This is a genomic window from Planotetraspora silvatica (assembly GCF_016863315.1).
GTDB lineage: Bacteria > Actinomycetota > Actinomycetes > Streptosporangiales > Streptosporangiaceae > Planotetraspora > Planotetraspora silvatica.
Genome location: NZ_BOOQ01000010.1, coordinates 198345 through 217125 on the forward strand (window position 1 = coordinate 198345; position 18781 = coordinate 217125).

22 protein-coding genes are annotated in these 18781 nt (G+C 69.1%); 13 read left to right on the top strand and 9 right to left on the bottom strand.

The features are described from left to right. Window positions 1–117: 117 nt before the first annotated feature. From Psi02_RS10265 to Psi02_RS10275, 3 genes are all read left to right on the top strand, one after another. On the top strand, window positions 118–501 hold the full coding sequence (locus Psi02_RS10265; protein WP_203973217.1) for an ArsR/SmtB family transcription factor: 384 nt from the start codon (window positions 118–120) through the stop codon (window positions 499–501). Continuing rightward, window positions 494–973 carry an SRPBCC family protein gene (locus Psi02_RS10270; protein WP_203973218.1) on the top strand — a complete coding sequence of 160 codons (480 nt, stop codon included), beginning with the start codon at window positions 494–496 and terminating at the stop codon, window positions 971–973. The genes Psi02_RS10265 and Psi02_RS10270 overlap by 8 nt, the downstream gene beginning before the upstream one ends. Before the next feature lie 128 nt (window positions 974–1101). Beyond that, window positions 1102–1698 carry a dihydrofolate reductase family protein gene (locus Psi02_RS10275; protein ID WP_203973219.1) on the top strand — a complete coding sequence of 199 codons (597 nt, stop codon included), beginning with the start codon at window positions 1102–1104 and terminating at the stop codon, window positions 1696–1698. Window positions 1699–1707: 9 nt separating this feature from the next. On the opposite strand, the gene Psi02_RS10280 is transcribed toward Psi02_RS10275, so the two are convergent. Beyond that, a complete protein-coding gene (locus Psi02_RS10280; RefSeq protein ID WP_239094766.1) occupies window positions 1708–2277 on the bottom strand; it encodes a PadR family transcriptional regulator in 570 nt (189 codons plus the stop codon). A 54-nt stretch (window positions 2278–2331) separates the two neighbouring features. Between Psi02_RS10280 and Psi02_RS10285 the strand changes: the two genes are divergently transcribed. Continuing rightward, window positions 2332–3513 carry an FAD-dependent oxidoreductase gene (locus tag Psi02_RS10285; protein WP_203973220.1) on the top strand — a complete coding sequence of 394 codons (1182 nt, stop codon included), beginning with the start codon at window positions 2332–2334 and terminating at the stop codon, window positions 3511–3513. Window positions 3514–3533: 20 nt separating this feature from the next. Here the strand turns inward: Psi02_RS10285 and Psi02_RS10290 are convergent, their stop codons facing one another. From Psi02_RS10290 to Psi02_RS10300, 3 genes are all read right to left on the bottom strand, one after another. Next, entirely contained in the window at window positions 3534–3908 is a 375-nt protein-coding gene (locus Psi02_RS10290; protein WP_203973221.1) for a hypothetical protein, read from the bottom strand. Between the two features lie 88 nt (window positions 3909–3996). Beyond that, window positions 3997–4758: a class I SAM-dependent methyltransferase gene (locus tag Psi02_RS10295; RefSeq protein WP_203973222.1), complete on the bottom strand. Its 762-nt coding sequence runs from the start codon at window positions 4756–4758 to the stop codon at window positions 3997–3999. A gap of 22 nt (window positions 4759–4780) precedes the next feature. Then, the gene (locus Psi02_RS10300) at window positions 4781–5776 is read right to left on the bottom strand and encodes a zinc-binding dehydrogenase (RefSeq protein WP_203973223.1); all 996 of its coding nucleotides are present in this window, start codon (window positions 5774–5776) and stop codon (window positions 4781–4783) included. Between the two features lie 245 nt (window positions 5777–6021). Between Psi02_RS10300 and Psi02_RS10305 the strand changes: the two genes are divergently transcribed. Further along, window positions 6022–6396, top strand: a complete 375-nt coding sequence (locus Psi02_RS10305) for a hypothetical protein (RefSeq protein ID WP_239094767.1) — start codon at window positions 6022–6024, stop codon at window positions 6394–6396. A gap of 75 nt (window positions 6397–6471) precedes the next feature. Then, window positions 6472–6876: a hypothetical protein gene (locus tag Psi02_RS10310; RefSeq protein ID WP_203973224.1), complete on the top strand. Its 405-nt coding sequence runs from the start codon at window positions 6472–6474 to the stop codon at window positions 6874–6876. Between the two features lie 59 nt (window positions 6877–6935). On the opposite strand, the gene Psi02_RS10315 is transcribed toward Psi02_RS10310, so the two are convergent. Beyond that, window positions 6936–7289: a DUF742 domain-containing protein gene (locus Psi02_RS10315; RefSeq protein WP_203973225.1), complete on the bottom strand. Its 354-nt coding sequence runs from the start codon at window positions 7287–7289 to the stop codon at window positions 6936–6938. Further along, window positions 7286–9340, bottom strand: a complete 2055-nt coding sequence (locus tag Psi02_RS10320; protein WP_203973226.1) for a sensor histidine kinase — start codon at window positions 9338–9340, stop codon at window positions 7286–7288. The genes Psi02_RS10315 and Psi02_RS10320 overlap by 4 nt, the downstream gene beginning before the upstream one ends. 373 nt (window positions 9341–9713) lie before the next feature. Here Psi02_RS10320 and Psi02_RS10325 point away from each other — a divergent pair, with 373 nt between their 5' ends. From Psi02_RS10325 to Psi02_RS10335, 3 genes are read left to right on the top strand one after another with little or no spacing between them, the layout of a single operon-like run. Continuing rightward, entirely contained in the window at window positions 9714–10655 is a 942-nt protein-coding gene (locus Psi02_RS10325) for a DMT family transporter (RefSeq protein WP_203973227.1), read from the top strand. Then, window positions 10652–11266: a GntR family transcriptional regulator gene (locus Psi02_RS10330; RefSeq protein ID WP_203973228.1), complete on the top strand. Its 615-nt coding sequence runs from the start codon at window positions 10652–10654 to the stop codon at window positions 11264–11266. The genes Psi02_RS10325 and Psi02_RS10330 overlap by 4 nt, the downstream gene beginning before the upstream one ends. 43 nt (window positions 11267–11309) lie before the next feature. Continuing rightward, window positions 11310–11672, top strand: coding sequence for a hypothetical protein (locus Psi02_RS10335; RefSeq protein ID WP_203973229.1), 363 nt, complete (start codon window positions 11310–11312; stop codon window positions 11670–11672). Window positions 11673–11704: 32 nt separating this feature from the next. On the opposite strand, the gene Psi02_RS10340 is transcribed toward Psi02_RS10335, so the two are convergent. Together Psi02_RS10340 and Psi02_RS10345 are read right to left on the bottom strand one after the other, a co-directional pair. After that, entirely contained in the window at window positions 11705–12469 is a 765-nt protein-coding gene (locus Psi02_RS10340; protein ID WP_203973230.1) for a crotonase/enoyl-CoA hydratase family protein, read from the bottom strand. Between the two features lie 37 nt (window positions 12470–12506). Beyond that, the gene (locus tag Psi02_RS10345; protein ID WP_203973231.1) at window positions 12507–13526 is read right to left on the bottom strand and encodes an LCP family protein; all 1020 of its coding nucleotides are present in this window, start codon (window positions 13524–13526) and stop codon (window positions 12507–12509) included. A 369-nt stretch (window positions 13527–13895) separates the two neighbouring features. Here Psi02_RS10345 and Psi02_RS10350 point away from each other — a divergent pair, with 369 nt between their 5' ends. The 4 genes from Psi02_RS10350 to rfbD are packed head-to-tail and all read left to right on the top strand — an operon-like array spanning window position 13896 to window position 18187. Next, window positions 13896–15323: a sugar transferase gene (locus Psi02_RS10350; protein ID WP_239094768.1), complete on the top strand. Its 1428-nt coding sequence runs from the start codon at window positions 13896–13898 to the stop codon at window positions 15321–15323. 1 nt (window position 15324) lies between these two features. Next, complete coding sequence (locus Psi02_RS10355; protein WP_203973233.1) at window positions 15325–16389, top strand: glucose-1-phosphate thymidylyltransferase; 1065 nt, start codon at window positions 15325–15327, stop codon at window positions 16387–16389. Next, window positions 16386–17309, top strand: a complete 924-nt coding sequence (rfbB, locus tag Psi02_RS10360; protein WP_203973234.1) for a dTDP-glucose 4,6-dehydratase — start codon at window positions 16386–16388, stop codon at window positions 17307–17309. Before Psi02_RS10355 ends, rfbB begins: the two co-directional genes overlap by 4 nt. Further along, window positions 17306–18187: a dTDP-4-dehydrorhamnose reductase gene (gene rfbD / locus Psi02_RS10365; protein ID WP_203973235.1), complete on the top strand. Its 882-nt coding sequence runs from the start codon at window positions 17306–17308 to the stop codon at window positions 18185–18187. Before rfbB ends, rfbD begins: the two co-directional genes overlap by 4 nt. Here the strand turns inward: rfbD and rfbC are convergent. Continuing rightward, window positions 18181–18771, bottom strand: coding sequence for a dTDP-4-dehydrorhamnose 3,5-epimerase (gene rfbC / locus Psi02_RS10370; protein WP_203973236.1), 591 nt, complete (start codon window positions 18769–18771; stop codon window positions 18181–18183). The genes rfbD and rfbC overlap by 7 nt on opposite strands. Window positions 18772–18781: the final 10 nt, after the last annotated feature.

The window sequence follows — 18781 nt, forward strand, 5'->3', positions numbered from 1 at the left end:
AGAGCCGAGGCTGCGCGGTTCCGAAGAGGAACGCGGGCGTTTCCCGGAAGGGCCTTGACAGGGGGAGACGTGCGGACGCATATTTAACCTACTCGTTTTGAAACAAGGTGGTTATGAATGGCGACCGACCAGCTCAGTCTCGTGTTCCAGGCGCTCGCGGACCCCATCCGCCGCGCGATCCTGACACGACTGACGAACGGTGACGCGACCGTCGCCGAGCTCGCGGAGCCGTTCAACGTCACACAGCCCGCGATCTCGCGGCATCTCAAGGTGCTGGAGACCGCGGGGCTGATCTCGCGCAGCCGGCGCGCGACCGCTCGGCTCAGTCATCTGGAGGCCGAGCCGCTCCGCGATGTGACCACCTGGCTGGCTCGCTACCAGCGGTTCTGGGACGAGAGTCATGAGCGGCTCGACGAGCTGCTGGCAGCGCTGCAGAACAACCGGCAAGACGATCCCGACCGCGCTGAGGCGGTCTCCATGAAGGGAAACGAAGATGGTTAAGACGCAGATCACCGCGGAGCCCGGCACCTCGCAGATCATCATCGAGCGGGAGTTCGACGCGCCCCGCGACCTGGTCTTCCGTGCCTACACCGACCCGGAGCTGCTCGTGCAGTGGATGGGACCACGCGACCTGACCATGAAGATCGAGGAGTTCGACGTGCGTGACGGCGGGAAGTGGCGCTACATCAGCACGGATGCCGACGGCAACGACTACGGCTTCCACGGGGTCTTCCACGGGACCCCGTCGCCGGACGCCACCGTGCAGACCTTCGAGTTCGAGGGTGTCCCCGGCCACGTCGCCCTGGAGAAGCTCACCCTCGAGGAGCGGGACGGGAGGACCCACGTGCGCACGGTGTCCAGCTTCCAGTCGGTCGAGGACCGCGACGGGATGGTCGCCTCCGGGATGGAGCGAGGCGTCCGCGACTCCGACGAGCGGCTGGAGGAGCTGCTGGCGAGGCTGCAGAACGATTGAAGCACTTCGTGCGGGGCGGCGGGCCGGAGCCGGTCCGCCGCCCCCGGACGGAGACCGACCTCCGCGGCGCGGTCCTGTGGGCCCGTCGTGGGGTAGCGGCTCCGCCCCGATCGAACAGTGAGGTAATCATGGGAAAGGTCATCACGCAGCTCTCCATGTCCCTGGACGGCTTCGTCGCCAGCCCCACCGACGGCGTGGAGCACCTGTTCGACTGGTATTCCAACGGCCCGGTGCGCATCGAGACGCCTGGTACCGGAGGCCCGGCCGCGTTCCTGGTATCGGAGGCGAGCGCGGACCATGTCCGGGAAATGATCGACGGCTCGGCCGCCCTGGTCGTCGGGCGGAGGCTGTTCGACCACACCGGCGGCTGGGGTGGCAGCCATCCGTTGGACGCGCCGGTCTTCGTGGTCACCCACTCCGTCCCCGATGGCTGGCCGCGCGAGGACACGCCCTTCACCTTCGTCACCGACGGAGTCGAAAGCGCCATCGCGCAGGCCTCGGCCGTGGCGGGCGACAAGGCCGTCGGCGTCGCCGGGCCGAACATCGCGCAACAGGCGATCAACGCCGGCCTGGTCGACGAGATCAGGGTGGACCTGGTGCCCGTGCTCCTCGGCGCGGGGATCCGCTTCTTCGACAACCTCTCCGGCGCTCCCGTGAAGCTCGACAATCCGCGGATCATCGAAGGCGACCGCGTCACGCACCTCTACTACAGGGTCGTCCGCTGATTCCGGCCGCTACAAGCGGTAGTCCCACGTGATCTCGTCCGTACGGAGATCCTCCACGAGTCCCCGGACGTACTCGAGTTCGGCCTTGACCGCGGCCAGCTGGTATTCGGACTCGACGAGGAAGATGCGGGGCAGGAACCTCGCCCCGTCGGTCAACTCGGTCTGCAGGGCGGCCACCCGAGTCTCCAGCGCGGCGACCCTCGACTCCAGCGCCGCCCTGGCGTCTTCCGGCTCCAGCACGGGGAGGAAGGCCAGCGCCGCGGGGAACTCGGGGAACTCGCGAGACGGAGTGGAGAGCATCGTCCGCATCCACTGCCGCAACGTCTCGCGGCCCTCGTCCGTGAGCTCGTAGACGGTCCGCTCCGGCCGGTTCTCCTCGCGGGAGGTCTCCAGCACCGCGATGAGCCCGTCGCGCAGCAGCCGTTCGATGGTCTGGTACACGCTGTTGCGCTGCGCGACGTTGACCACGTCGTCCTTGTGCCGTTCCTTGATCAGCTGCTGCATCCGGTACGCGTGCATCGGCGCCTCGCCGGCCAGGGAGAGCAAGGCCATGGCCAGGGGAGATCGCCGTGTCGACATGCGGTCCAGCATAAGGGGTTGCCCGATCTTAGTCATAATATGTATAGTTAGTTCATGACTAAACGAGCTCTGATCATCGGCGGGGGCATCGCCGGGCCGATCACCGCCATCGCGCTCCGGCGCGCCGGCATCGACAGCGAGGTCTTCGAGGCCTACGACCGCGGGTCGGAAGGTGTGGGCGCCTTCCTCACGCTCGCGGTCAACGGTCTGGAGGCTCTACGCGTCCTCGACCTGCACGACCTCGTGTGCGACCTGGGCATGGACTCGTCGCTGATGCGGATGAGCAACGGCCGGGGCAAGCAGTTGGCGACGCTGGCCCAGCCCAGCAGGACCCTGAAGCGCGCCGACCTCTATCAGGTGCTGCGCGACGAGGCCGTACGGCGCGGCGCGCACATCCATTACGGCAGGCGTCTGACCGACGCCTCGATCAGCGGGGGACGGGTGCGGGCGGACTTCGCCGACGGCACCTCGGCGGAGGGCGACCTGCTGATCGGGGCCGACGGGCTGCGCTCCCGCACGCGCACGCTCATCGACCCCGGGGCGCCCCGCGCACGTCACGTCGGCCTGCTCAACACAGGCGGATTCGCGCGCGGCGTCACGGTGCCCGGCGAACCGGGCACGAGCTACTTCATCTTCGGGAAGAGGTGCTTCTTCGGCTACCTGATCCATCCGAGTGGGGAGGTGTGGTGGTTCGCGAACCCGCCGAGCCCCGATGAGCCGACCCCCGCGGAACTCGCGGCGATCACCCCCGGCCAGTGGCGGGCCGAGTTGCTGGAGCTGTTCAGGGACGACGCCGGGCCCATGATCGACATCATCCGTGCGACCGACCACATCATCCCCGGATGGAACACCTACGACTTCCCGACGGTCCCGAAGTGGTTCAACGAGCGGATGGTGATCGTGGGCGACGCCGCGCACGCGACCTCGCCCTCGGCGGGCCAGGGGGCGTCCATGGCGATCGAGGACGCGGTCGTGCTGGCGAGGTGTCTGCGCGACGTCCCCGGCACTCGCGACGCCTTCGCCGCCTACGAACGGCTACGGCGAGGGCGGGTGGAGCGCGTCGTGAAGCAGGGCAGGCGCAACGGAAGCGGCAAGGCCCCGGGTGCCTTCGGCGCATTCGTCCGGGACCTGGGCATGCCGCTGATCATGCGGCAGATCGAGAAGAGAGACCTGATGGCGTGGATCCGCGACTACCGGATCTCCTGGGACGACCAGGTGGCCGCGCCGCGCCGCTGAGCCGTCCCACAAGGGGACGGTCAACTCGGGCGCATGTCCTCCACATGGACGACGGCGGGCTCACGCCCGTCGCGATCGCGCTTGTCCCGGCCGAGCAGGCCGACGTGGAGGTGCCCGTGCTCCTCCAGCTCGTCGGGCGCGACGTAGGTGAGGACGTCGGGATGATGGCCGGTCACCGCCCAGCCGGGGACGTCGTCGAGCGTGATGACGTCGAAGTCCCCGGCCGGACTGCCCACGTGAACGGGGCCGTACTCCCGGAGGATGGTGGTCGCCTGCTGGGCCAGGTCGCCGGCGGGCTCCATGAGGATCACGCAGGTTCCATGCGTGAACAGCACCCACGACTTGGCGGGATCCAGCAGCCGGCGCCAGGTCTCGATCACGATCTCGTGGTTCATGCCGGGCAGGCTACCGACCGGCCACGACAAGAACCACCGGACCGAGGGCGGCGGAATTCCTCGCGGCCGCCTTCTTCTCTCGAGCGTGTCAGGCCGGCTTGCGGGCCTCGATGAGGAACCGCGTCGCATGGGCGACGAACGGCCCTTCAGCCTGGATCCGGTCGTGCAGGACCTTCAGCTCCGCGCGGTAACGGTCGACGGTGAAGCCGGGGACGATCCAGATGACCTTCCGCAGGAAGTAGATCACCGCCCCGACGTCGTGGAACACGGTGCGCAGGCTCTCCATGCGGAGGTCGACGACCTCGAGGCCGGCCGCCTCGGCCTCCCGCCTGGCCACCTCGGGGTCGCGATGCGAGTTCGGCCGCTGGGGGCCGAGGAAGACCTCCGTGAGCTCCACGACACTCCGCGGCCCCACCTGTTGCGACAGATAGGTTCCGCCCGGCCGCAGGACGCGGGAGATCTCATTCCACCAGGTGACCACCGGATGTCGGCTGATCACCAGGTCGAAGACATCGTCGCCGAACGGGAGCCGAGGCTCGTCGTCGTCGGCGATGACGGCGACGCCGCGCGGGCGCAGCCGCTGGCTGGCACGCACGATGTTCGGCGGCCACGACTCGGTCGCCACCGTCAGGGCGGGGAGCCACGGCACGCCCGCGAGCACCTCACCGCCCCCTGTCTGGATGTCAAGCGCGGCCGAGGCATGGGGCATCCGCTCCGCGATGAGCCGCGAGTAACGCCATGACGGGCGCTCCTCCGTCGCACGGCCGTTCAGCCAGGAGAAGTCCCAGCCCTCGACCGGGACGGACTCGGCGTCGGCCACGAGTTCGTCAAATGTCCATGTATTCGTCACGTCCCCAGGCTGACAGTGGCCCTCATGAAACGTCCAAGGGATTTCCGGCGGCGGGGGATCGGCCCGTCACCAGCAGGGTCTTGCCGACGGTCGCCCGGGACTGGATCGCGGCATGGGCGTCGGCCGCCCGCTCCAGGGGGAAGCGCTGCCCGATCGACGGCCGCAACCGCCCCGCCGCCGCCTCCGCCAGCGCGTCCGCGGTGAACGCCCGCGACGCCTCGGGCGTGAGCTGGGCGCCCCGGAGAAGGGTCGCGTCGCGATCAGCCGCTTCCTCCTCCGAGACGCCGGCCCAGTGGCCGCTCGCCATGCCGAAACTCAGCATCCGGCCGCCGCGTCCGAGCAGGTCGAACGCCGACCGTCCGATTTCGCCCCCGACCCCGTCGAAGACGACGTCGACCCCGCCCCCGGCTTCGCGCACCCGGTCCGTCCAGTCCGGCAGCAGGTAGTCCACGGCCACGTCGGCGCCCAGGTCACGGGCCACCCCGGTCTTGTGGGCGCCGCCGGCCGCCGCGACGACGGTCGCCCCGGCGGCACGTGCGAGTTGCACCAGCAGGCTGCCCACGCCACCCGCCGCCGCCTCGACCAGCACACGTTCTCCGGGGCGCAACGCCGCCGTCTGGAGGAGCCACATCGCCGTACGGCCGTCGGCCAGCAGCGCCACCGCGCTGTCGAGTCCCACGCCGTCCGGCACCTCGATCAGCCCGGCGGCGTCCACCGCGGCGAGCTCGGCGTAGCCCCCCGAGCCGCCGGTGCCGCTGACCACGCTCCTGCCGACCAGGCGGTCGTCGGCGCCGTCGCCCACGGAGACGACCACGCCGCCGACGCCGTTGCCCGGGATCATCGGGAGGTCCGCCTTGAACGGCCCGAAACCGCCCGCGCGGAACTGGGTCTCGACGAAGGTGATGTTGGCGAACGCCACCTCGACGAGTGCCTGTCCCGGACCTGCCACGGGGTCGGGCGTGTCGGACGCGACCAGAACCTCGGGTCCGCCGAACTCCTTCAACCACACCGCACGCACGTGATCCCCTCCGGCCGATCGGGTGTCGGGATCGCAGTCTGCAACTTCAACTTAAGTTGAAGTCAAGTCGTGCTCACGGGACGAGGACGATCTTCACGCTGGTACGGCCGGAGGCGACGCGTACGACGTCCGTGCCGCTCGCGAACCCCAGCCCGTCCCGATGGGCTAAAGCCGGATATATCCGGAAAGTGACAAAGGGTCGGGATTTCTATGTGGCGGGTACGTCTCCTCGTGGGGGGGACGCCATGAAGAAGATCGTCGCTGTCGCCGTGCTCGCTGCGATGACCATGCTCGGAGCGGTCGCCGCCGCATACGCGGATGGCCGGCACCGGGTGGACGGCCGCCAACAAGAAGAGGTCAGCAGCGCGCAGTACCACATCCTGCTCGGACAGTGCCGCTTCGGGGACACGGCCGGCGCGCGGGCCCAATGCCGGACGGACGTCAAGCGGAACTATCGCATCGGCGCACGTAACCCCGATCTCGACTGCCGCACCTACTCCAGCGTGTCGGTCTGCGGCGAGCTGACCCTCAGCCCGCGAGAGCAGGCCTGCGTGAGCGAATCCGTCGGAGGAGGCCTCACCTTCCGCCGCGCCGAGGTGGAGTGTTACGCCTTCGGGTGACGCACGACGAGGAGGAAGCCCCGCCACATCGATGATTCGTCCGATCACCGCCTCTAAGTGATCTAACCTGCCGGAGTGGACGCCAACAGTCAGGGCGCCGCCGGACTTCTGCGAGCTCTGCTGCGTACGGCGGCGCTATTCACGGAGACGGGCCGAGCCGTCTCCCAGGACCATTTCCCCCACGTCCGCTGGACGCCCGTCTCGGATCTGGGCGGCCACGCCGTACGGCTCGGCCTTGAACTGGCGGTGCTCGGTCACGAGGTCGTCTTCGAGATCCGGGCCTGGCTGGAGGAGGACCGGTTCACAATCGAGGGTGACATGGTGCTGGACGGCGAGGCGGTCCAGCTGGCGCTTCCCCCGGCGGCGACCTCCGACGTGGAGCGGTTCACGGCCGTGCTCGACCGGTATGCCGAGGAGCTGACGGCCCCCGCCAGGGGACACGTCGGCATGCTGATCGAATCCTTCGCCCGGGGATCGTGACGAAAGGTCAGGTCGTGACGAAGGCCAGATCGTGACGGAGGGCCGGTCGTGACGGAGGGTCAGAGCGCCTGGAGTCCCTGGATGACCTCGCGCAGGAGACGCTCCTCGGGAAGCTGCGCGACGGTCGCCTGCGGCCGGGCCGTGATGAGGCCCTGATCGCGCAGGTCGCTGAGGAGGATGCGCATGACGTTGAGCGACATGCCCATGTCCGACGCGATGTCGGCGACCGAGGCGGGGGCCAGGCACATCTGGAGGATCCGCAGGTGCTCGGGAGGCAGCCCCGCCGCCCGCGTGTGGGCGGACGGAGCCGTTCTGATCATGGTCATCAGGTCGAGGTCCGGCCCGCTGGGCCGGGTCCGGCCCCGCGTCAGCGTGTAGGGCCGTAGGAGGGGGCCGAACTCCTGCTCTGTCATGACTCCTCCTGGGCGCGCTGCCAGCCGGCCTGGAAGGAGCTGAAGACGTCGCGAGGTTCCTCGCGGAGCTGGGGTGCCAGATTTGCCTGCCGTACGCGCTTGGGCAGGGAGTCCTCGTCACGGTCCGCGGCGGTGCCGGGGGCCGGCGGCGTGAGCGCGAGCACCGGCGGGACCGGTGGCCGCGGCGGGATCAGCCGCTCGACGGAGTGCTCGTCGCCGGCGTTCTCCACCACGATCTCCTTGGGCAGGAGCACGACCGCGCTGGTCCCGCCGTACGGAGAGGTCCGGAGAGACACGCGGACGCCGTGGCGCCGGGCGAGCAGGCCCACCACGAACAGGCCCAGCCTGTCGCTGTCGGCCAGGTCGAACTCCGGCGGGTCGGCCAGCCGCTCGTTGAGCTGCGCCAGCTCCTCCGGGCTGATGCCGAGACCGCGGTCCTCGATCTCCACCGCGAATCCGCGGGCCACCACCTCGCCGCGGACGATGACCTGGGTGTGCGGCGGCGAGAAGATCGTGGCGTTCTCCACCAGTTCGGCCAGGAGGTGGACCAGGTCGGTGACGCTGCCGCCGATGACCGCGGGGCCCTGCGGCACGACCACGCTCACCCGCAGGTAGTCCTCGACCTCCTCGACGGCCGCGCGGGCCACGTCGAAGAGGCTGACGGGGTTGCGCCACCCGCGGCCGGGGTGGGCGCCGGACAAGATGATCAGGCCTTCCGCGTGGCGGCGCATGCGGGTGGTCAGGTGATCGACCGCGAAGAGCTTCTCCATCATGTCGGGGTCGGCGACCTGCTGTTCGAGCCCGTCGAGCAGGGCCAGCTGGCGCTGCAGGAGCGACTGGCTGCGACGGGCCAGGTTGAGGAACACGTTGCCGACGCCCTTGCGCAGCTCCGCCTGACCGACCGCGGCCTCCACGGCGGTGTGCTGCACCGAGGTGAAGGCGTTCCCCACCTCGACGACCTCGGCCGTGTCCCCCCGGGTGACCAGCGGAGGCGTCTCCGTGGCCACGTCGACGTCCTCGCCGCGGCGCAGGCGCTGGACGATGGCGGGCAGGCGCCGGTCGGCCAGTTCGAGCGCGGCCCGCTGGAGACCGATGAGCTCTGCCGCGAGCCCGCGGGCGAACCTGACGGAGATGAACAGAGTGGCGATCACCGCGAGCAGGCCCAGGGCTCCGGCGATGCCGATGCGGTAGAGCACGCCCTTGGCCAGGGGAAGGGCGCGGTCCGCGATCGCCTTGCTGCCGTCGCCGCTGATCTGCGAGAGGGTGCCGACCATTCCTTCCGCGGTGGTGTGCCAGGTGTTCGCGTCGCGGGGCAGCCGCGTGTTGGGCTGCACGCCGACCATGATCTCGTTCTCCATGGACATGAACGAGGCGTAGGCGGGCGAGGCGTTCACCGCCGCGAACCCCTTGATCAGCTCGGCGTCGAGCTGGCTGTTGCCGAGCTGGTAGAGGAGGCGGCGCTGGCCGACCATCTTGGCGAAGGCGTCGCGCTCGTCGGGCGAGATCCTGCCGATGGCGAGCACGCCCGTGATCAGCGCGGACTCCTGGCTCATGACCTCGCGGCTGCGGCCGATCAGGATGATGGCCTTGGTCTGCTCGATGAGGTCCATGTCAGGGGAGATCATCAGGCGGTCGTACGCCTGGAAGCCGACCTCCGCGACGGTGCTGTAGTCCTCGATGGCCTCCAGCCGCGACAGGCTGTGGCCGTCGACGCGCCCGCGCAGGCCGTCGAACCTGCGGACCTGGTCGATGAGCTCCTGGATGCGTTGCCACATGGCCGGCGGCGTCTCGTCCCGAGCCTTCTGCGAGACGCGGACCAGTTCCTCGAGCGAGGCGTCCGTGCGCTTGCGCTGCGCCTCGAGGTCGTCGCGCGTGGACGACTTCCTGCCGAGATAGGCGGCGGACAGCAGCCGTTCCTGCTGTATCTCACCAAGGAGCGAGCGCGTGGGAACCACGACGTTGTCGTACACCGTCTGGATCTTGAGCAGCTCGAGTCCGCTCTGGACGGTGAGGGTGGCGGCGAACCCCCAGATCACCGCGAGGGCGGTCAACGGAACCAGCAGGATCGCGAAAATCTTGAAACGAATGGAACGTTTCCGTCCAGCCATGAGCCCCGCCCGTTCCGAAGACACATGTGTCAATAGTGGCGAAACCCTAGCAATGGGTGAGCAGGGAAACCAAGTATTTGTCCTAACAAGTTCCGACATTTCACGAGGGCGCACTGGCTTTTGTGATCATGGTCGGGGAAGCCCATGGAGGAAGTGCGGCGCGGTGCTGCCGTGCGGGCGGTCCGGCGTAATCCGTTCCCCGGTTTTATCGCGGGGGTTCCCGTCCTTTCCCGGGGGTTGTTTTCCTTATTTCCCGATTGAGTTCTGGGACGCCCTGGGCCTTGTCGTAGCTGTCTAGTTGTCAGACAATCTGTGCATGGCTCTGCGATCCGGTCCCCTCGTCGTCGTGGCCGCGGCGGTCCTGTGGGGCACGGCGGGCACGGCGGGCGCCGTGGCCGCCGCCGACCCCGTGCCCCTCGCGGCGGCCCGGCTGGTCCTCGGAGGGGCGGTGCTCGCCTCGGTGGCCGCCTTCACGCGGTCGCGACGCGCGAATCCGCAGGTCGCAGCACGAGGGAGGGGAGTTGTGCCCTGGGGGCAGGTCCTGGCGGCCGGAGCCGTCGCGGGCTACCAGTTGTGCTTCTTCGCCGCCGTTCAGCGCACCGGTGTGGCCATCGGCACCGTGGTGGCCATCGGCAGCGGGCCGGTGTTCACGGGACTCCTGTCCTGGCTCATCGGCCGTGAGCCGCCGAGCCGCCGCTGGACGTTCGCCACCGCCGCGGCCATCGCCGGCTGCGCCGTCCTGGTCTGGGGAGGTGTCTCCGGCGGCGTGACGGGCGGGGCCGACCCCTGGGGGATCGCCCTCGCCCTGTTCGGCGGCCTGCTCTACGCCTTCTACGCGGTCGTCGCCTCCCAGGCGATCGGACGCGGCACGGAGTCCGCGATCGTCATGGGCGTCCTGTTCGGCGGAGCCGCCGTCGTCATGCTGCCCGTCCTCCTTGTGACCGGCGCCGGCTGGCTGGCGCACCCCCGCGGCCTGCTCGCCACGCTTTATCTCGGCTGCGCGACGACGGCCCTCGCCTATCTCCTCTACGGCAGGGGCCTTCGGACGACTCCGGTGGCGACCGCGGCGACCCTCGCCCTCGCGGAGCCCGCGGTGGCGGCGCTGCTCGGACTGGTCGTGCTGCACGAGCATCTGTCCCCGCTCTCCTGGGGCGGCCTCGCGCTGCTCGGCCTGAGCCTCGCCGTCGTCGCCCTTCCCGGCGGAACCGCTTCCGGCCCCGCGGAGCGGGTGCCCGCACGTCTAGGCTCGGTGCCGTGACCACGCTCAGGCCCGTCTCCACCGTAGAGGCGCTCGCCGCGGCCCTGCGGGAGCGCGTGCTCTCCGGGGACATCGGGCCGGGCGAGGCGCTGCCCGAGCAGGAGCTGTCCGCCCGGTACGGCGTCGCCCGGCCGACGGTGCGGGAGGCGCTCGCCGTCCTCGTCCACGAAGGGCTGCTGCGGCGCGAGCGCAACCGCAGCGCGTACGTCCCCGAGGTCACGGCCGACGACCTCGCCGACCTGATGTACGTCCGGTTGCCGCTCGAGGAACTGATGGCGCGAGCGCTCGCGGGCCGCCGCACTCCCGGGGCGGAGACCGCGCTGGACCGGCTCGGCGGCCTGCCCGCCGACGCTCCGTGGTCCGCGGTGGTGGCCGAGCACATGGCCCTGCACGAGGCGCTGATCGCCGCCGTCGGCAGCCCGCGCCTGGACCGTCTCTACGGCTCGCTCGCGGCGGAGACGCGTCTCGGTCTCGTGCGGTTGCGTGACGTGTACGGGGACCGTCACGATCTGGTGGCCGAGCACCGGGAGTTGTTGCGGATGATCGCGCGAGGTCCCGAGGACGCCGCCCGGCGGGCGGTCAGGGGCCATCTGCGGTGGCGCGAATCCTGACGTCTCTTGCACGGAGCGCCCCCCAGTCGTCACAATCGCGCCCATGCACGGCAACGCAGTGCCGGATTCCTATGTCTACGTCACCGAAGAGGGCGTCACCCGTCACTACTCCGACGGCAGCGTCGAGGCCCTCGCATGGGAGGACGTCGTGGAGGTCCGGGTCGGCGGGCTGGCAGCGGGCGAGGGGCGGCCCGACGTGCTCATCGTCCTTCTCGACCGTGACGGAGAGGGCTGTGTCGTCCCCCGGTCGGCGACCGATGCCGGCTTCCTCGCGCGACTGAGATACCTGCCCGACTTCGACCTCGAGCGGCTGAACATGGCCGTGGAGACGGCCAACGACGGATATGTCGTCGTATGGCGGAGTCCCGATCCGCCTTCGCCGTTACCCGATCTCGAATACGACTGAGACGGTCTTCTCTGCCAGACGCCGTTTCTCCGTCAGACGCCGTGCCGGCCCGCTCCGGTGCGGAACCTCTCCACCCCCGCCAGGCCCTCCGCCCGCATGGCGTCCAACGACACGAGTCCGTGCCGGAACTCGGCGGCCATGGCCTCATCCTCCGGCAACCCCTCCTGCTCCAACGCCGCGAGCCGGTCCTCGCGCAGGCACGCCTGGGGAAGCGCGGCGAGTTGCGCGGCCAGCGCCTCCGCGGCCTCGCGTGTGCTGCCGGCCGGGACCAGGCGGTTGACCAGGCCGATGTCCAGCGCCTCACGGGCAGGTACGGCACGGCCGGTGAGGATCAGGTCGAGCGCCCGTCCCGATCCGATGAGGCGCGGCAGCCGTACCGTGCCGCCGTCGATCAGCGGGACTCCCCATCTGCGGCAGAAGACGCCGAACGTCGCGTCGTCGGCCGCCACACGGAGGTCGCACCACAGGGCCAGTTCCAGACCTCCCGCGACGGCGAAGCCCTCCACCGCGGCGATGACGGGCTTGGACAGGCGCATCCGGGTGGGACCCATGGGACCGTCTCCGCCGGTCTCGACCCGGTTGCCGCGCTCGGTGCCCATCGCGTGGAGGTCGGCGCCTGAACAGAACGTGCCTCCGTCACCCCACAACACGGCGACGGACGCGCTCTCGTCGGCGTCGAACGCGCGGAACGCGTCGGCGAGGGCGGTCGCCGTGGCCCGGTCGACCGCGTTGCGGACGTCGGGCCTGTGCAGGATCACGGTCGTCACCGGGCCACGCCGGTCGATGCGTACGGACACGTCTGGAATATAGTTCGGTGGCGCCGTCAGGGGATGGTCATTGGATGAAGGAGCCGTCGTTGACGACGCCTCCGTGGGCGAAATAGTCGTCCAGCGCGTCGTTCCTGACGGCCTCGGTCATGCTCGCGACCTCATCGTCGTCCAACCGGACGATGCTCGCTCCCCCGACCATCCCGGTGCCGGCGACGGGGATGGTGGTCGACACCAAATCGGTGCCCCGGATATCGCGCAGTTCGAGCGCCAGATCACGCAGGGTGCCGATGGAGACGCCCGAGTCCACCGTTATGGACTTGGTCATCGCCTGCAGGAACTCGTCGAGCTTGAAGGGGTTCGTGAGCGTGCCCTTGCTGATCGCCTTCTGGGCCATCGCCTGGAGGAACGCCTGCTGGCGCTTGATCCGGTCGAAGTCGCCGTCCGGCAGACCGTACCGTTGCCGGACGAACAGCAGTGCCTTCTCGCCTTCGAGGCGAACCGTCCCCTGCTTCCAGGTGACCTTGTTGGCAGGGTCGACGGTGTCGCGTGCGATGTAGAGGTCGACGCCCCCCAGCGCCTTGCTCATCGTGATGAAGCCGTTGAAGTCCAGGGCGGCGAAGTGGTCGATCCGCACCTTGGTGAGGTTCTCCACGGTCTTGATCAGTAGCCGTGGGCCTCCGTAGGCGTACGCCGCGTTGATCTTGTCTCTGCCGTGGCCGGGGATCGGGACGTAGGAGTCTCGCGGAATGGAGATCAGGAAGATCCGCTTTCTGTCCGCGGGCACGTGGACGATCATGAGACTGTCCGACCGCTGGAAACCGGACTCGCCGGGTCGCCGGTCGGCCCCGATGACCACCCAGTTCTGCGCGGCGCCGATCACCTTCGCCGGCCGCTCCCGTTCTTCGGGGAAGACCTGCTGCACCCGCTCGATGTTGTTGTCGTAGACGTACTGGCGCTGCATGAGAAGAGCGAAGATCCCCGCGATCGGCAGCAGCACGATCAGCGACACGATGATCGCCACCCTGCGTCGCCGGGGGGGCGGCCGTACGGCGTCGGCGTCGAGGAGGTCTTCTATGGAGGTCATCGCAGGCCACCTGGGGGGAGAGGCGCGGAAGCAGATCCGCCGGAACGTTAGTCCATTCCGACATCCGTCTCGGTCCCCGTCATTTCCGGGCAGGTGAACTTCTGTTGTATTTCGCGGGAATGCGGCACCTTTGGACCGTTCCGTCAAGCGATAACGGTCGCTTCACCGCGGCCGATTGTGGACAGTGATCACCGTTCCATCCCGTCCGGTCGCTCTTTAGTATCGATCTGGGTACCCGTCCCTGGAACGCCTGAGTTCCATGTGAACCGTTGGGATGCTTTACGCGTCAATCTCCTGCACACTCCAGCGACTAAAGGGCGTGGTGAGATGGAAGCTCGTGCGGGGCTGCCCCAGCCGCCGGTGGTTCCCATGGACGTCGTTGTGCGGTCTTCGCCCAGCTTGTGGACCACTTCATACCGGAAGGTCCTGGTAGCGGGTGACCTGTTTTCCGCCGTCATCGCCTTCTCCGCGGTCGAGTTGACACGCTTGCGACTGGGGACCTTCATTCCCCTCTACGACCTCTACTTCGGACTGTTGCTCACGGCGATCTGGCCCGTGGTCATGGCGATGTCCGGCGGGTACCGCAAGCGCGCCCATGGAGAGGGCACCGCGGAGTTCCGCGCCGTCACCGAGGGCGGTGTGAGCCTCATCGCCGCCGTGGCCATCGGCGCCTACGCCACCCAGACGATGATCGCCAGAAGCTATGTCATGGCGATGTTGCCGCTCGCCATCTTCATCACGCTGTTGTTCAGGCACAGGATGCGCAAGCGTCTGCACCGTGCGCGCAGCAACGGCGAATACATGCGACGCGTCGTCGCCGTGGGGCATCGGGCCTCGGTCATCGACCTCGTGATGCAGTTCAGGCGCCAGCCGTACCACGGCATGCGGGTCGTGGCCGCGTGCCTGCCGTACAGGCCGGGCAAGGACCAGGTGCTCGACGTCGACGGCGTGCCGGTGCTCGGCGACTTCGGCGAGGTTCCCGTGGTCGTCGACCTGGCCGCGGCCGACGCGGTCGCCGTGCTCGCGTGCCCGGAACTGGACGGCACCGCCCTTCGCCGGCTCGCCTGGGGGATCGAGTCCCGGGGGGCCGACCTGTTCGTCGCTCCCGCGCTCATGGACGTCGCCGGCCCCCGGATCAGTGTCAGGCCCGTCGCGGGCATGCCGCTGCTGCACGTGGAACACCCGGACATCGACGGCATCCACCAACTCGTCAAGAGTGCGTTCGACAAGCTGGTGGCGTGCCTCGCGCTGTTGATCCTGGCCGTGCCCATGCTGGCCATCGGCATCGTCATCCGGGCGACGAGCCCAGGTGGAGCGTTGTTCCGGCAGACCAGGGTGGGGCGCCACGGTCGCGAATTCCAGGTCCTGAAGTTCCGGACGATGGTCGCCGACGCGGAACGCCTCAAGGGCGTTCTTCTTGAAGAGAACGACTCGGACGGCGTGCTGTTCAAGATGAGGAACGATCCAAGGATCACCCGGGTGGGCGGTCTGCTGCGCCGTTACTCCCTCGACGAGCTTCCCCAGCTTCTCAACGTGCTGCGCGGGGAGATGTCGCTCGTCGGCCCCCGGCCGCCGCTCCCCGCCGAGGTCGCCAAGTACGGCACCGACGTCCGCCGCCGTCTGGTGGTGAAGCCGGGGATGACGGGGCTGTGGCAGGTGAGCGGCAGGTCCGATCTGTCCTGGGAAGAGTCGGTACGTCTCGACCTTCGGTACGTGGAGAATTGGTCCCTAATGTTGGATCTCCAGGTTTTATGGAAGACCTGGTCGGCGGTCACCCGCGGAGAAGGGGCTTACTAACTTGAAAGCGCTCGTCCTGGCTGGTGGTTCCGGCACCCGGCTCAGGCCCATCACGCACACCCAGGCGAAACAACTGGTACCGGTCGCCAACAAGCCGGTGCTGTTCTACGGTCTGGAGGCCATCGCCTCGGCCGGTATCGAGGACGTCGGCATCGTCGTGGGGGACACCCACGCCGAGATCGAGTCGGCGGTCGGCGACGGCTCCGCCTTCGGGCTCAACGTCACCTACCTCCGGCAGGAGGCGCCGCTCGGCCTGGCGCACGCCGTCCTGATCGCCCGTGAGTATCTGGGTGACGACGACTTCGTGATGTACCTCGGGGACAACTTCATCGTGGGCGGGATCGACGGGCTCGTGGAGCGCTTCCGCGCGGAACGGCCGAGCGCGCAGATCATGCTCACGAAGGTCCTGGACCCGGGGCAGTTCGGCGTGGCGGAACTCGATGCGGACGGCAGGGTCGTCGGCCTGGAGGAGAAGCCGCGCGAGCCCAAGAGCGATCTGGCCCTCGTCGGCGTCTACTTGTTCACCCCGCTCGTGCACGAGGCGGTCAGCGCGCTCAAACCGTCGTGGCGTGGCGAGCTGGAGATCACCGACGCCATCCAGTGGCTGATCGACGCGGGACATCAGGTCCAGCCGACCCAGATCTCCGGCTACTGGAAGGACACCGGCAACGTCACGGACATGCTGGAGGTCAATCGCCTCGTGCTGGAGTCGCTGGAGCCGCGTGTGGAGGGGGACGTCCACGACTCCGAGCTCATCGGCCGTGTGATCGTGGAGGAGGGCGCCTCGGTGCGCGGCTCCCGGGTCGTCGGCCCGGTCGTCATCGGGCAGGGGAGCGTCATCGAAGACTCCTACATCGGCCCCTTCACCTCGATCGCGAGGGACTGCCGCGTGAGCCGCAGCGAGATCGAGTATTCGATCCTCCTGTCCCGCTCCTCGATCGACGGCGTCCGGCGGATCGAGGCCTCCCTCATCGGGCACGATGTCGAGGTGACCCCCGCTCTCAACGCGCCCAAAGCCCATCGTCTGGTGCTCGGCGATCACAGTAAGGTGCAGATCAGCTCATGAAAGTCTTGGTAACGGGGGGTGCCGGCTTCATCGGCTCGCACTTCGTCCGCATGCTGGCGGGCGATGCGAGCGTGACGGTGCTGGACAAGCTCACCTATGCCGGTAACCGTGCCAACCTCGCCGACGTCTCCCACACGTTCGTGCACGGTGACATCTGTGACGCCGCGTTGCTGGCCGACGTGGTGCCGGGCCACGACCTGGTCGTCAACTTCGCGGCGGAGTCCCATGTGGACAGGTCGATCGACGGCGCGGCCGAGTTCGTGCGGACCAACGTGCTGGGGACCCAGACGCTGATGCAGGCGTGCCTGGATGCCGGAACGCCCCGCGTGGTCCAGGTTTCGACCGACGAGGTCTACGGGTCGATCGACGTCGGCTCCTGGGCGGAGGAGGCGCCGCTGCGTCCGCGCTCGCCGTACTCGGCGGCCAAGGCGGGCGGCGACATGATCGCGCAGGCCTACGCCGTGACCCACGGCCTGCCGGTGTCGATCACGCGCTGCGGCAACAACTACGGCCCCTGCCAGTACCCCGAGAAGTTCATCCCGCTGTCCGTCACCAACCTCCACAGCGGCAGGAAGATCCCCGTCTACGGCGACGGCGGCAACGTCCGTGACTGGATCCACGTGGCGGACCACTGCGCGGGGATCCGGCTGGTCGCAGAGGCGGGCACGCCCGGTGAGGTCTACCACATCGCCGGTACGGCGGAGCTGACCAATCTCGAGCTGACCGGCCACCTGCTGGAGTTGTGCGGGGTGGGCTGGGACATGGTGGAGTTCGTCGAGGACCGGAAGGGCCACGACCGCCGCTACTCCCTCGACGACTCCAAGCTCCGCGCGCTGGGCTACCAGGCGGAGATCTCATTCGACCAGGGACTGAAGGACACCGTCCGCTGGTACGTCGACCATCCGGGTTGGTGGGCGTGAGCGGATGGCTGATCACGGGCGGCGCCGGGATGCTGGCCGCCGACGTGTCGGCGCGGGCCGGCGCGACCGGCGAGCCGGTCCTCGCCCTCGGCCGGGCGGACCTCGACCTGTGTGACGCGCGGGCTGTGCGCGATCTCGTGGCGGCTCACCGCCCCTCCGTCGTCGTCAACTGCGCGGCGTGGACCGCGGTGGACGACGCCGAGGAACACGAGGACGAGGCCATGGAGATCAACGGGCTCGCGGTCGCGACCCTGGCGGAGGCCTGCTCCCTCGCCGGTGCGCGGCTGGTGCACGTCTCCACGGACTACGTCTTCGACGGGTCCGCGCGCGAGCCGTACGGAGAGGACGCGCCGACCGCCCCGGTGAACGCCTACGGCAGGACCAAGCTGGCCGGCGAGCGCGCCGCGCTCGAACACGGGCACCATGTGGTCCGCACCGCCTGGCTGTACGGCGTGGCCGGACCGAGCTTCGCCCGGACCATGATCCGGCTGGCCGCCGAGCGCGAGACCGTGGACGTGGTGGACGACCAGCGAGGCCAGCCGACGTGGGCGGCCGATCTGGCGGACCTGCTGGTTCGGTTGGCCCAGTCGGACGCGCCCGCCGGCGTCTACCACGGCACGAGCTCGGGCGAGACGACGTGGTACGGCTTCGCCAGGGAGATATTCACGCTGCTCGGAACCGACCCCGACCGGGTCAGGCCGGTGCCGAGCGCCGCCTTCCCCCGCCCCGCGGCGCGCCCGGCCAACAGCGTGCTCGGGCACGGCCGCTGGGCGGACACGGGAATCGCGCCGATCCGCGACTGGCGTGAGGCGCTGCGCGCGGCCTGGCCGGCGCTGGCGCCCGTCGCATCGGGGCCGGCGTCGAGGTCGGCTCAGTGAAGCCCGTCATAGAAGTCCAGGCAGGCGCGGTAGTCGGGCAGAAGCCCGGCGTCCAGCGCCTCCTTGAGCGTGGGCGCTTCCGCGTCCTTCTCGGACAGGAGGGGCAAGGTCTCGAGCGGCCAATCGATGTCGAGCGTCGAGTCGAGAGGGTGGATCCCGTGTTCGCGACCCGGCGCGTACGGCGCGGAGCAGAGGTAGACGATCGTGGCCTGCTCGCTCAGCGCGAGGAAGGCGTGGCCGAGGCCCTCCGCTATGTAGAGGCCCTGCCGGGACTCGTCGTCGAGACGCACCGCCTCCCAGTCGCCGAAGGTCGGCGAGCCGACGCGGATGTCCACCACGACGTCGAGGATCGCCCCGGAAACGCAGGTGACGTATTTGGCCTGGCCCGGCGGCAGGTCGGCGAAGTGGATCCCGCGCAGCACACCGCGCTGGGAGACCGAGCAGTTCATCTGGGCGACGTCCAGTCGGTGCCCGATCGCCTCCCCCAGGTCGGATCCTCGGAATGCCTCCAGGAATGCGCCACGCGGGTCGGCGTGAATCCGAGGGGTATAGCGCCAAGCGCCGTCGATGTTAAGGCGATCCATGTTTCGAAGC

Coding starts and splice junctions, on each gene's coding strand:
- Psi02_RS10265 (WP_203973217.1), top strand. CDS start 118: ATGGCGACCGACCAGCTCAGTCTCGTGTTCCAGGCGCTCGCGGACCCC.
- Psi02_RS10270 (WP_203973218.1), top strand. CDS start 494: ATGGTTAAGACGCAGATCACCGCGGAGCCCGGCACCTCGCAGATCATC.
- Psi02_RS10275 (WP_203973219.1), top strand. CDS start 1,102: ATGGGAAAGGTCATCACGCAGCTCTCCATGTCCCTGGACGGCTTCGTC.
- Psi02_RS10280 (WP_239094766.1), bottom strand. CDS start 2,277: ATGTCGACACGGCGATCTCCCCTGGCCATGGCCTTGCTCTCCCTGGCC.
- Psi02_RS10285 (WP_203973220.1), top strand. CDS start 2,332: ATGACTAAACGAGCTCTGATCATCGGCGGGGGCATCGCCGGGCCGATC.
- Psi02_RS10290 (WP_203973221.1), bottom strand. CDS start 3,908: ATGAACCACGAGATCGTGATCGAGACCTGGCGCCGGCTGCTGGATCCC.
- Psi02_RS10305 (WP_239094767.1), top strand. CDS start 6,022: ATGAAGAAGATCGTCGCTGTCGCCGTGCTCGCTGCGATGACCATGCTC.
- Psi02_RS10315 (WP_203973225.1), bottom strand. CDS start 7,289: ATGACAGAGCAGGAGTTCGGCCCCCTCCTACGGCCCTACACGCTGACG.
- Psi02_RS10325 (WP_203973227.1), top strand. CDS start 9,714: ATGGCTCTGCGATCCGGTCCCCTCGTCGTCGTGGCCGCGGCGGTCCTG.
- Psi02_RS10335 (WP_203973229.1), top strand. CDS start 11,310: ATGCACGGCAACGCAGTGCCGGATTCCTATGTCTACGTCACCGAAGAG.
- Psi02_RS10345 (WP_203973231.1), bottom strand. CDS start 13,526: ATGACCTCCATAGAAGACCTCCTCGACGCCGACGCCGTACGGCCGCCC.
- Psi02_RS10350 (WP_239094768.1), top strand. CDS start 13,896: ATGGACGTCGTTGTGCGGTCTTCGCCCAGCTTGTGGACCACTTCATAC.
- rfbB (WP_203973234.1), top strand. CDS start 16,386: ATGAAAGTCTTGGTAACGGGGGGTGCCGGCTTCATCGGCTCGCACTTC.
- rfbC (WP_203973236.1), bottom strand. CDS start 18,771: ATGGATCGCCTTAACATCGACGGCGCTTGGCGCTATACCCCTCGGATT.